The sequence below is a fragment of the Nonomuraea sp. NPDC050394 genome (assembly GCF_044459065.1).
GTDB lineage: Bacteria > Actinomycetota > Actinomycetes > Streptosporangiales > Streptosporangiaceae > Nonomuraea.
In genome coordinates, this window is record NZ_JBITIO010000005.1 from 196,221 (window position 1) to 207,776 (window position 11,556).

The 11,556-nt window shown below is 67.1% G+C and carries 12 protein-coding genes, 1 tRNA gene and 2 pseudogenes; 9 read left to right on the forward strand and 6 right to left on the reverse strand.

What is annotated here, in order from left to right; genetic code table 11:
- Window positions 1–26: 26 nt before the first annotated feature.
- From ACIBKY_RS21800 to ACIBKY_RS21815, 4 genes are read left to right on the forward strand one after another with little or no spacing between them, the layout of a single operon-like run.
- Window positions 27–503, forward strand: coding sequence for an AAA family ATPase (locus ACIBKY_RS21800; RefSeq protein WP_397098753.1), 477 nt, complete (start codon window positions 27–29; stop codon window positions 501–503).
- Between the two features lie 5 nt (window positions 504–508).
- On the forward strand, window positions 509–1,393 hold the full coding sequence (locus ACIBKY_RS21805; protein ID WP_397098755.1) for a DUF58 domain-containing protein: 885 nt from the start codon (window positions 509–511) through the stop codon (window positions 1,391–1,393).
- Complete coding sequence (locus ACIBKY_RS21810) at window positions 1,390–2,340, forward strand: VWA domain-containing protein (RefSeq protein WP_397098757.1); 951 nt, start codon at window positions 1,390–1,392, stop codon at window positions 2,338–2,340. The genes ACIBKY_RS21805 and ACIBKY_RS21810 overlap by 4 nt, the downstream gene beginning before the upstream one ends.
- On the forward strand, window positions 2,341–3,441 hold the full coding sequence (locus ACIBKY_RS21815; protein WP_397098759.1) for a VWA domain-containing protein: 1,101 nt from the start codon (window positions 2,341–2,343) through the stop codon (window positions 3,439–3,441).
- Here the strand turns inward: ACIBKY_RS21815 and ACIBKY_RS21820 are convergent.
- From ACIBKY_RS21820 to ACIBKY_RS21835, 4 genes are all read right to left on the reverse strand, one after another.
- Window positions 3,427–4,107: a DUF899 domain-containing protein gene (locus ACIBKY_RS21820; protein WP_397098761.1), complete on the reverse strand. Its 681-nt coding sequence runs from the start codon at window positions 4,105–4,107 to the stop codon at window positions 3,427–3,429. The two genes, ACIBKY_RS21815 and ACIBKY_RS21820, sit on opposite strands and share 15 nt — an antisense overlap.
- A 78-nt stretch (window positions 4,108–4,185) precedes the next feature.
- Complete coding sequence (locus ACIBKY_RS21825; protein WP_397098763.1) at window positions 4,186–4,647, reverse strand: hypothetical protein; 462 nt, start codon at window positions 4,645–4,647, stop codon at window positions 4,186–4,188.
- A gap of 74 nt (window positions 4,648–4,721) precedes the next feature.
- Window positions 4,722–6,710, reverse strand: a complete 1,989-nt coding sequence (locus tag ACIBKY_RS21830; protein ID WP_397098765.1) for a hypothetical protein — start codon at window positions 6,708–6,710, stop codon at window positions 4,722–4,724.
- Window positions 6,711–6,748: 38 nt separating this feature from the next.
- Window positions 6,749–7,054 carry a hypothetical protein gene (locus tag ACIBKY_RS21835; RefSeq protein ID WP_397098767.1) on the reverse strand — a complete coding sequence of 102 codons (306 nt, stop codon included), beginning with the start codon at window positions 7,052–7,054 and terminating at the stop codon, window positions 6,749–6,751.
- Window positions 7,055–7,442: 388 nt separating this feature from the next.
- Here ACIBKY_RS21835 and ACIBKY_RS21840 point away from each other — a divergent pair.
- The 5 genes and pseudogenes from ACIBKY_RS21840 to ACIBKY_RS21860 all read left to right on the forward strand — a co-directional run.
- A pseudogene (locus ACIBKY_RS21840) lies at window positions 7,443–8,448 on the forward strand (IS30 family transposase); the annotation flags it as partial.
- A gap of 259 nt (window positions 8,449–8,707) precedes the next feature.
- Window positions 8,708–9,757 (forward strand): IS110 family transposase, encoded by a 1,050-nt coding sequence (locus ACIBKY_RS21845; RefSeq protein ID WP_397098769.1) that lies wholly within the window; start codon window positions 8,708–8,710, stop codon window positions 9,755–9,757.
- Window positions 9,758–9,958, forward strand: a pseudogene (locus tag ACIBKY_RS21850) (IS30 family transposase); the annotation flags it as partial.
- Window positions 9,942–10,280 (forward strand): integrase core domain-containing protein, encoded by a 339-nt coding sequence (locus tag ACIBKY_RS21855; RefSeq protein WP_397098771.1) that lies wholly within the window; start codon window positions 9,942–9,944, stop codon window positions 10,278–10,280. The pseudogene ACIBKY_RS21850 and the gene ACIBKY_RS21855, both read left to right, overlap by 17 nt.
- A gap of 24 nt (window positions 10,281–10,304) precedes the next feature.
- The gene (locus ACIBKY_RS21860) at window positions 10,305–10,502 is read left to right on the forward strand and encodes a hypothetical protein (protein WP_397098773.1); all 198 of its coding nucleotides are present in this window, start codon (window positions 10,305–10,307) and stop codon (window positions 10,500–10,502) included.
- Here ACIBKY_RS21860 and ACIBKY_RS21865 read toward each other — a convergent pair.
- Together ACIBKY_RS21865 and ACIBKY_RS21870 are read right to left on the reverse strand one after the other, a co-directional pair.
- Window positions 10,480–11,193 carry an HAD family hydrolase gene (locus ACIBKY_RS21865; RefSeq protein WP_397098774.1) on the reverse strand — a complete coding sequence of 238 codons (714 nt, stop codon included), beginning with the start codon at window positions 11,191–11,193 and terminating at the stop codon, window positions 10,480–10,482. The genes ACIBKY_RS21860 and ACIBKY_RS21865 overlap by 23 nt on opposite strands.
- A 187-nt stretch (window positions 11,194–11,380) precedes the next feature.
- Window positions 11,381–11,453: transfer RNA gene (locus ACIBKY_RS21870), tRNA-Arg, on the reverse strand.
- Between the last annotated feature and the right edge of the window lie 103 nt (window positions 11,454–11,556).

The window sequence follows — 11,556 nt, forward strand, 5'->3', positions numbered from 1 at the left end:
TGCCCGAAGCGCAGGTCGACCGATTCATGATGAAGGTGGTCGTCGACTATCCGACGCAGCCGGAAGAGCAGGCGATCGTCGCACGGGCCCTGCGCCCGCCCGAGCCGCCGCAGCCGACGGTGACGGCCGAGGACCTGATCGCGATGCGGGCCCGTGCTCAGCAGGTGTACGTCGATCCGGCCATCGTCGACTACGCGGTTCGGCTCGTCGCCGTCACGCGTTCCCCCGCGACCGGCGGTCTGGGCGAGCTGGAGCGGTACGTCACCTACGGCGCCAGCCCGCGGGCGTCCATCGCGCTGGTCACGGGCGCGCGGGCGCTGGCGTTCCTGCGCGGCCGCGACTACGCCCTGCCGCACGACCTGTCCGAGCTCGCGCTCGACGTGTTACGGCACCGCCTCGTCCTGTCCTATGAGGCCCACGCGGACGACGTCGACCCGGACACGATCATCACCAGGGTGCTCGGCGCCGTCCGCGCACCCGACGTCGTCCTCCAGAACCGCTGAACTCCATGGCCACCGCCCCCGAAAAGCTCCTGCTCCGCCTGGAGTGGAAGGTCGTCCGCAGGCTCGACGGCCGGCTCCAGGGCGCCCACCGCACCGCGCATCGCGGTTCCGGGATCGATTTCACCGGTTCGCGGGCGTACACCGACGGCGACGACGCCCGCCACATCGACTGGAACGTGACCGCGCGGCTGGACGAGCCGCACCTTCGGGTGTTCACCGAGGACCGCGAGCTGACGGCGTGGCTCGTGCTCGACCGGTCGGCGTCGATGGCGGCCGGCCGGCCGGGGCGCGGCAAGCACGACGTGCTCGCCGAGCTGGCGCTCGTCCTCGCCCGGCTGTTCGGCAGGGGCGGCAACCGGGTCGGCGCGCTGCTGTTCGACGCGGGGGTGCTGCGCGTGGTGCCGCCCGGCACCTCCCGGCGGCACGCGTTGCGGATCGGCGCCGAGCTGGTACGCACCGCCGAGGCACGCGGCGCCACCACCACCGACCTGGCCGAGATGCTCGATGCCGCCGGACGGCTGGCGCGCCGCCGCGCACTTGTCGTCGTGCTGTCGGACTTCATCGGCGACGGCGACTGGGAACGCTCGCTCCAGCGCCTGGCCAGGCGGCACGAGGTGGTCGCCCTGCGAATCACCGACACCGCCGACGACGTCCTTCCCGAAGCCGGGCTGATCGTGGTCGAGGACGCCGAGACCGGCGAGCAACTCGTCGTCGACTCCGCCGACCCGCTGTTCCGGGTTCGGTTCCGCGCCGCCGTCGACGCCCGCGACGCCCGGCTCACGGCGGGCATGCGGCGGGCCGGCGTACCCGTCCACCGCGTCGACACCGACCGGGACCTGGTCGAGGCGCTGGTCGAGGTCGTGACCAGGACCCGGGACCGGTTGCCATGACCCTTTCCTCCCCGCTGCTGCTGGTGATCGGGCTGTTCGTCATGGCGGCGCTCGCCTGGGCGGCTGTCGTCACGGCGCGCCGCCGGGCGGCGTCGCTCGCGCGGGCCGGGGTCGCCATGCCCGCGGGCCGCCGGCCGTACCTCGGAGTAGGTCTGACAATCACCGGCGTCGGGGTACTCGCGATCGCCACCGCGGGACCGGCGGCCATGGTGCCGGTGCCGCGGACGGCGGGCACCGTCATCCTCGCCATCGACGTCTCCAACAGCATGGGCGCCGACGACGTCGCGCCCACCCGGCTGGCCGCGGCGCAACGGGCGGCCCGCGCGTTCGTGGCGGCGCAGCCCGACAGCGTCGACATCGGCGTTGTCGCGTTCGAGCGGGGCGCGCTCACCACCGCCCGGCCCGACGCCGACCACTCCGTCGCGCTCAAGGCCATCGACCGGCTGAAGATCACCGGCGGCACCTCGCTGGGGACGGCCATCACCGCCTCACTCTCGGCGATCACCGGCAAACAGGTGACCATCGGCCGCGATGGCGCCATACCCGACATCGGCTACTGGCCGTCGGCGACGATCGTGATGTTCTCCGACGGCCAGAACCAGGGCGCCGACGTCGAACCCGCCGCGACCCTCGCACAGCGCGCGAACGTCCACATCCACACCGTCGGCGTCGGCACCACAGCCGGGACCACGGTCAAGGTCGACGGCTACCACCTGCAGACCTCGCTCGAACAGGACACCCTCACCTTGATCGCGCAGACCACCGGCGGCGCCTACCACCCCGCCTCCGACACCGCGCGCCTCGACGGGATCGCCGACACCATCGACCTGCGACTCACCGTCTCCGACGAGCCGCTGCCCCTGGCCGGTGGGCTGATCGGCCTCGCCCTGGTGCTCCTCACCGCGGGCGCCGCGCTCACCGTGCTCCGGTCGGGACGGGTGATCTGAATGACGTTCTCCTGGCCGTGGGCGCTGCTGTCCGTTCTGGTCATCCCGCTGATCTTCGCCATCCGCGAGTGGGCCCGGCGCCGCCGTCGGCGCGCCGCCGTGCGTGTCACCTCTCTTGCCCTGGTACGCAGCGCGTTGCCGGGCCGTACCCGCTGGATACGGAAAATCCCCCCGGCACTCTTCATATCCGGACTCGCGCTCCTGGCAGTGGGAGCCGCGCGGCCACAGGCGTCCGTGCCGGTGCCGTCCACCTCGGCGACGATCCTGCTCGCTCTCGACACCTCCGGCTCCATGTGCTCCACGGACGTCGACCCCAACCGCATCACCGCCGCCCGGAAGGCCGCGGCGCAGTTCATCGAGTCGCAGCGAGGCGGGCCGCGCATTGGTCTGGTCACCTTCGCCGGCAGCGCCGGCCTGCTCGTCCCGCCCACCGACGACACCGATGCGCTGATCGAGGCCCTGGAGGGCCTGACCGTCGCCCGCGGCACCGCGATCGGTCAGGCGATGCTCGCATCGATCGACGCGATCGCCGAGGTGGACCCGTCGGTCGCGCCCACCGGGGCGGACATCGGCTCCGGCGCGGGCTCCGGGTTCGCCGGTGCCGCGATCGTCGTGCTCACCGACGGGGCCAACACCCAGGGCGTCGACCCGCAGATCGCCGCGCAGGAGGCGGCGCTACGCCGCGTCCGCGTCTTCACCATCGGCTTCGGCACCACGAACCCGGCGCCGATGGTCTGCGAGAACTCCCAGTTCGACGGGCGCGGGTTCGGCTGGGGCGGCGGCTTTGACCGCGGCCGCGGTGGTCTTGACAGCGGCCGTGGTGGCTTTGACCGCGGCCGTGGTGGTTTTGACAGCGGCCGGAACCCACGCACCATCGACGAGCCCGCACTCAAACAGATCGCCCAGACCACCGGCGGCTCCTACCACCGCGCCGAGAACGCCGGCCAACTCCAAACCGCCCTCGCCACGCTGCCCGGCAGCTTCACCGTCATCCGGCAACGCGTCGACACAGCCGCCTACTTCGCGGCCGGCGGCGCCGTCCTCATCGTCTTGGCCCTGTCCCTCTCCCTCTGGTGGAACCGCCCGCTACGCCCCGTATAGACGGGCGATGTCCTGCGATTCGGGCCAGCCACTGTAGGTGGGCGACTTCGGCCAGCCGTCGGGCGAATCCTGCCATTCCTCCTGCCGTCCGTAGGGCAGCAGGTCGACCAGCGCGAAGCTGTAGCTGATCTGTTCCGTACCCCGGCCGCTGGTGTGCCAGGTGCGGTAGACGGCATCGCCGTCGCGCAGGAACACGTTGACCGCGAACCCTTCACCCGGCCCCGCGCCCACGTCGGCGCCGAACGAGCTGTTCGCCGTGGAGTACCAGGCCATCTGGTTCCCCACGCGCCGTTTGTAGGCGAGCGCCTCGTCGATCGGGCCCTGGGTGACGATGACGAACCGGGCGTCGTAGTTGTCCAGGAAGTGCAGGCGGGTGTACTGCGAGGTGAGCCCCGTACATCCCGAACACTGCCACTCCTCGCCCTCGAACCACATGTGGTTGTAGACGATCAGCTGCGTCCTGCCCTCGAAGATGTCCGCCAGCCGGATCTTCCCTTCCTCGCCCTCCAGGGTGTAGTCCGGCATCCTCACCATGGGCAGGCGGCGGCGCTGAGCGGCGATGGCATCGAGTTCCCGGGTCGCGGCCTTCTCCCTGGTACGCAGCTCATCCAGCTCACGCTGCCAGGAGTCGGCGTCGACGACGGGCGGAAGTGCGTTGGTGCTCATGGGTCCCCCTTTGATCATGGCCGTGACTTGCCGTGCACAGAGGTAGACCTACCCTGACGGTGAAATTCATCGGTGGGGTCAGGTTAGCAACAGCGGCCTTAGCCCTCGTATGAACTCGACGGCATCCGCTCGGTGGTCGCGTCCCGGGGCGCCGCGCACGATCTGGATGACCAGCAGCTTCTTTCCGTCCTGGGTCCACGCCATCGCCTTGCCCCCGACGACGGCCCCACCAGTGTCCCTTGTCGTCGCGCTGTAGCCAGGTGCCGTGTCGACGGGTAGATCCGCGCCTCCGTCCTTGGTTTTCGTGTATTCAAGGCTTTCCACAGTGGAGGGGGACGGGTCGTGCAGTTCGATGGTCATCGACGCCTTGTCCGAGAGTCCCGGCGAAGTGGCGACCACGCAGTGTGAGAAGCGGGCGGGCGACATCGAGCCACTGGCGTAGAAGTTGTCCATCCCGATCGCACGGCCGATGGCTTGACGCGAGACGGCTCCGCACTCCAGCGGAGGTGCGGTCACGTTGCCGAGAGGGTTTCGGTCCACGGGCGGAGAAGGTGATGAGCACGCTGCCGCGGTCACGAAGATGACCGCGAGCGAAACGGTTCTTGGCCGAACTCTCATTCCGCTGCTTTCGGGTAGGGAGGTACGTCCAACTGGAACCCTCTCCACACGGATATGGCGGTCTCATTGAAGACCCCGGAAGCGTCTGAATGCTTCAGCCACTCGTCGTAGGCGCCAGCCTGGGTCGAATTCATCTGGTCGAGCGGGATGATCTTTCCGCTTGCGAGGAAGTCGCCGCCGGAGCTCTTGGCGTAGTTCTCAAAGGCGTGCGGATGAGTGGAGCCCGGCGTCGTCGCCTTTCCGAACAGTTCATGTCGCAGCATCGCATCGGCCGTCAGGGCGGTGAACAGATCCTGGCTCTTGCGCAGGGTTTCCTCGCCCTTGCTGCGCGCCGTATCGCCTTCGGTGTACTTGAGGTGATCGCTGACGTTCGCCTCCACGAACTCGTAGCCGGCGACGACCGCATCCCCTGCGGGCGTCAGCGCGAGCTTGAGGGTTCTGCCGACGGCGTCATTGAACGCCTTTCTCCGCTGATCGTTCTCGTCCGCCTCGTTGATGCTTGTCAGGTTGCCGGCGTCGACGACAAAGGAGAGCGTCTTGCTGAGCGTGTGAATCTTCGCGTCGAACAGCTGCTTCGGAGCGGTGGTCAGGTTCTGCGTGAGCAACTGCTGACGGTACGCATCCTGCTCGGCCTGCGTCGCGGACGGATGGCTCTTCTGCCATGTGGAGAACGCTGTATCTATCTTCTCGCGTATCGCCGCACCCTCGGCATCCATGATCTTCATGCTGTACTCGCCATGTCCTTCGAGCACCGTTTTCAACGCTCCAGTGTCCGTGAAGGTCCAGGCCATCGCCTGCCTGAGCGCATCGCGGTCGAACATGGCCCCGTGGGGCTGCCTGCCGGGCAGGTTCATGTCGGTATCCGGCAGCCGGGTGACACCCGGTGGTTCGCTCACGCCGGAATTGGCCACGCGATGAACGTCACTCATGTACGCCGAGAAGATGCGGGCCGCGTTCTGCCGCGTATCGGGAAGCCGAGCTTGAACCTTCGGGTCCGCCCAGAAGTGGACCGCCCACGACGCGATCAAAGCCGACTTGTAGCCTCGTGAGCCTCCTTCCTGCTGGCCGTGATCGCGGAAGGTTGTCGTCGCTGCCTCGATCGCTCGGCCGAGTTCCCCGTTGCCTTCGCCCCAGTAGTTGTCCCGCATCAGGAAGGCCAGCGGCTGGCGTACGGGATCGGTGAAGAAGTCCTGCGCGACTTTGGGATTCCTCGCCAAGGCGGCAGCGAGCCCGGGCCCGAAGCCGACAATCTTCTGCTGTTCGGAAGCCGGCTTCCGAGCGTTGTCGAAGACCTTGTTGGCGATGTCGCGGAGGAACGCGTCGTCGAAGGTGCCGTATCGCAGGAGCTTGTCGATGATGTCGTTGTCCGGCGCTGTCCACTCGGACGCGATCAGCTCGTCGGCATAGCCCTTGGGCAGCCTCATGTCGCCAACGCCTCGCGAAGCCGTACCGAGAGTCACGCTCAGTGCCGCAGCCAGCCGATCCGTGGCTGATGCTGGTGGGTCCTTCCAGCCGCGGTCTCGGGAGTAGGGGTCTTTGGCGTAGAGGTCTTTCAGCAGTGCTTTGAGCTCTTGGGCCGGCATCTCCTTGGCGAAAGCGACAGCGAAGTAGGGATCATGCTTGTGCTTCTCCAGCAGGTCCAGCGTCTCGCGGTTAGGCGCTGTCTCGCCATCTCTCCGGGCCTGTCGAAGCTGATCGGCGAGGGACTTCGCGACTGCTGCGCCGCTCGCCGGCGAGGACGACGGCCAGAGTGTTTCGTCAGCCCAGGTCACCCCCCTGTCGAGCCCGATCTTCTGGGTGGAGACGATGAGGTCCAATCTTCGCTGCAGGTCGGGGACCCGCTCACCAATTTGGAACCCGATGTCTCTCAGCAGGCCCGGCCCCGGCAGGCTGGTGCCGATCTGGCGCAAGGTGCTGTGGATTTGCGCATCGGCCGCTGACCATGACTGTTCAAGGCGCTTGATCTCGCCGATCAGCTGGGTCATGAGTGCGGGATCGATACCGACTCGATTCGGGGATGGATTCACTGGGGGAATCCCCCCGGAGGCCAGTCCGGCCGCGGTTTCCAGGGTGGGAATGCGTCCACGGAAGGATCGTTGGCCTGCGGGCTCACAGGCGTGGAGTCGACCAGCGAGAGAGCCCTGCGGAAGACGCTTTTGTAGGCCGCCTCCCAGGCTTGGCAGTCCTTGATCAGCTTGTCCGCAGCCCTGCCCTTCATGGCACCGCTTTCGAGCAGGGCGATGAGCTTGTGCACGTCGTTGGCATGCTGGTCGTGCAACTGCTCGATCGTGCGTCGGGCTGCCTCGATCTGTTCCTGTGTCGCCATCATCCGACATCCTTGACCATTGAGGACGATGATCTGTGGGACTTACGTGACGCTAAGGGGTAATCAGAAGGGCGTCGAGGTGCGCTGTAGAACCCGCACCAATTCAATGAGTGTCGTCCTACTCAGGATGCCATCGTCTCTGCAGAGTTCGTCGCTTGTTGCGTTCGCCGGTGACCCTACCTACCCGTTGCATCGCTCAGCAGAATGGGTGACGGCGGATTCAACTGGTCGTCCGCCGCTTCAATCACCGGGACGGCCGCCGGTCAACCGGCGCGAGGAGAAGCAGCGTTTCTGGCGGCTGATCGCCGAAGGGCTGCAGAGCGAGGCAGCCGCCGTGGCATGCGGTGTGTCGATGCCGCTGGGACCGCGGTGGTTCCGTGAGGGTGGCGGCATGCCGCCGATCAGCCTGGACCCGCCGTCGGGCCGCTACCTGTCCTTCGCCGAACGCGGGGAAATCGCCATCCTGCGGGCTCAAAAGTGCGGGGTGCGGGAGATCGCCCGCCGCCTGGGGCGGGCCCCGTCGACTATCTCGCGGGAGTTGCGGCGCAACGCGGCCACCCGCGGCGGCCGCCTGGATTACCGGGCCTCGGTCGCGCAATGGCACGCCGACCGGCAAGCGCGTCGGCCCAAGCCGTGCAAGCTCGCCATCAACGATCGGCTCCAGCAATACGTGCAAGACCGGCTCGCCGGCCAGGTCACCCGCATGGACGGCAGCACGGTGCCAGGCCCGCAGACCCGCTGGATCGGGCGGCGCCACGGACGTCGCCAGGACCGGCGCTGGGCGACATCGTGGAGTCCGGAGCAGATCGCCAACCGGCTCCCCATCGACTTCCCCAAGACGACACGATGCGGATCTCGCACGAGGCCATCTACCAGGCCCTCTACATCCAAGGCCGGGGTGCGCTGCGCCGCGAGCTGACGGCTTGTCTGCGCACGGGCCGTGCGCTGCGGGTGCCCAGGGCCAAAACCCGCCAGCGCGGCAAGAAGTTCATCACCGAGGACGTATTGATCAGCCGGCGGCCGGCCGAGGTCGCCGACCGAGCCGTGCCCGGGCACTGGGAAGGTGACCTCGTCATCGGCCTGGACCGTTCCGCGATCGGCACGTTGGTGGAGCGAACCACCAGGTACACCATGCTGCTGCATCTACCCCCGATGGACGGCCACGGCGACGGCCCGCGGCCCAAGAACGGCCCGGCGCTGGCTGGGCACAGCGCGCAAGCCGTCCGCGATGCCATCGCTTCCACCATCATCACCCTGCCCGAACATCTGCGCAGGTCGCTGACCTGGGACCGAGGGACAGAACTGGCCCAACATGCTCAACTGCGCATAGACACGGCGTGCAGGTCTACTTCGCAGACCCCCATAGCCCCTGGCAGCGCGGCACCAACGAGAACACCTATTGGGCACAGTGGGGTGCGCGGGGCTGGTCCGACGGGAGAGGCTCCGCGTTGGACCGTTGAGTGACTCCGGGAACACGTGCCGCAAGGCTTTCCGTTGATCTGTCCACAACGGTCCACGGGGCGAGAGTCCTGGCTGGGAGTGACTTGATAGAAGCCTGCTGAGCCGTCAACTCGCAATAGGTCTGTCCCTCAGCCGGGCTCTCGCCTCTGTCCCGTTAGCCACGACAGCAGAGAACAGGACGACCCGATGGTGACAGTGGGGATCGACCCGCACAAGCATGTCCACGTCGCGGTGGCAGTCGGCCCCAACGGCCGGCGCATCGGAAAGCCGCTCAAGGTGAAGAACGACGCGCTGCTGATCACCGAGCTCCTCGGTTGGATTCGAACGATCGCTGACGGCGGTGACGTCACCTGGGCCATCGAGGACGGACGTGGCTTCGCCCGACGTCTGGCCGATGGGCTGCTGCTGGCCGGCCACGAGGTCGTCTGGGTGCCGACCCGCCTAACCGCCGCCCACCGCAGGCTCCATGCCGCGACCGGCGCAAAATCCGACCCCGTCGACGCCACAGCGGCCGCTCACGCCGCCATCGCCACCCCCGATCTGGCCCGCCACCGCATCGATGAACACGTCCGTGAGCTGCGTGTGCTGGTCGACTACCGCACCGACCTCATCAAACGCCGCACCAACCTGATCAACCAGCTCAAGGCTCAACTCCACCTCTGGCTCGACCACACTCCCGGCGACCTCGCACGGCCCAAAGGCACGGACGCGCTGAGGTCACTGGTGACCGCAGCCAGCCTGGGCAGCCACGTCCGCCAGGTCCTCCTGGAGATGACCGCCGAAATCACCGAGCTCAACCTGCGGGTTCGCGACCTCGACACCACCATCAAGGAGATCGTCAGCCCGCTGGCCCCAACCCTCCTGGAGATCACCGGCATCAGTCACAACTCCGCCGCGGTCCTCATCGCCGAAGTCGGGGACATCAGCCGCTTTTCCACCTCGGCCAAGCTCGCCCGCTACACCGGCTGCGCGCCCATCCCCGTCTACTCCTCAGACCAGGAACGCCACCGCCTCCACCGAGGCGGCAACCGCCGTCTCAACAGCGTTCACTACACCGCAGCTATCGTCCAGAAACGCTTCCACCCAGCCGCCCAAGAACTCCTGGCCCGCCACGAACCCGCCAAAGGCAAACGCGGCGCCCGCCGCATCCTCCAACGCCACCTCATCGACGTCATCCACCGCGCCATGACCACCGACCGCGCATCCTGGCAACACCAGATCACAAACCATCAGTCTGCGGCTTGACATAGAAGCATCAATGGCCTGCTTCGCCAATACTTCCCCAAAGGAACCGACTTGAGCCGGCACGCTCGAAGCGATCTTGACGCTATCGCAGCCACCCTCAACGCCCGCCCCCTCAAGAGTCTCGGCTGGAGAACCCCGGCTGAAGCCCTCAACGATCATCTAAACTCCCTCCTGAGCAGCAGCGTTGCGACGACCCCTTGAACCCAAGGAATACACGGCCGCCCGCTACCAGGAGCTGTGCCGGCGCCTGGGCGTGGTCCAGTCCATGGGCCGCGTCGGCTGCGCGCTCGACAACGCAGCCGCCGAGGCGTTCAACAGCACCCTCAAGGTCGAGTACGTGCACCGTCACCGGTTCCGCACCCGCGCCGAGGCCCGTCTGAAGATCGCGACCTGGATCGCCGACTTCTACAACACCAGCCGGCGGCACAGCGCCAACAAGGGCTTGCCGCCCATCACATTCGAACGTCACATGATCGGGAAGAGGACAGCCTCATCGGCCCTGCTGAGGACCGCTGTGGCATAGAACCGTCTCCACGCTTTCAGGGGATTGACACCGCTGGCCGCCAGGCCGTATGACCTGCGCCATGCCGCGCTGTCCTTGTGGTTGAACGCTGGCGTTCCGGCACCTGAGGTCGCGTTGCGTGCGGGCAACAGCGTGGAGGTCCTCCACCGGACCTACGCCAAATGCCTCGATGGGCAGCGCGCCACGATCAACAACAAGATCAACGGTGCGCTCGACGAGTAGCCGAGCGTTCAAGGTTGCGGGGGCCCCGGTCGACGATCGGGCCCTTCTCACATGCCAGGATCGCCATGGCGTCGAGCACATCCGCGACCACGTGATCGGCCGGTTCGCTCTGCTTAGTCCGGCTGTGTCGATCGATCCAGATCGTCTGGAGGCCGGCGGCCCGTCCACCCGCGATGTCTGCTTCCGGGCTGTCGCCGATCATCCATCCGCCATCCTTGAGCGACAGCCCACATCGCCGTGCAGCAATCTCGAAGAGCTGTGGGTCGGGCTTGCGGACTCCCTCGACGCCAGACAGGGCGTATCCGTCGACGAGATCCACGAGCCCAGTCTGCTCGATCTTGCCTTGCTGGTTGTCCGCGGTTCCGTTGGTGATGACCCCGACCCGCCATCCGGCCGTGCGTAGCCTCGTCAAACCTTCCTTCACCTCGGGACGGCATCGGACGAGCTGAGGCACACGCCGGCGATATTCAGCCCACAGTGTGACTGCGGGTATGGGCAGCTTGAAGCGGTCGCGAACCTTGGCGAAGAAGAGCTCCCGGTGGGCGAGGCCGTTGCGATCGAGGGAGATCAGCCACTCGGCGCCCTTGCGGCCCAGGCCGTGCTTCGCGGCGAACTCCCGCACCCACACGTCGAAAGCAGCGTCCAGATCGATGAGGGTGTTGTCGAGATCGAAGAGGGCGAGGTGCTGCACGATGCTTCACCTTAGCGATTCAGTAACGCGACCTGCGGAAACACCATCAAGATCATATCGGGAATGTATCGCGATCACTGGCCTACGGCTGCATATGACTGCCTTCGGCTGCCTCTGTGCTGTCGCTTCGTGCTGTCAGGAACAGCGAGAAGGTGCAGGTCAGGAGGAAAATGCCTGGTCAGATAAGTGCCCCCGGCAGGATTCGAACCTGCGGCACCCGCTTTAGGAGAGCGGTGCTCTATCCCCTGAGCTACGGAGGCGGACGCGATAAGCCTAGCGAAGTCTGGGAGCGCATGGGTCCCCCGGCCGGGGGTGAGTTGCCGGGCCTGGCGGAGTCAGTACTGGGATGGGGTGGGGTAAAGG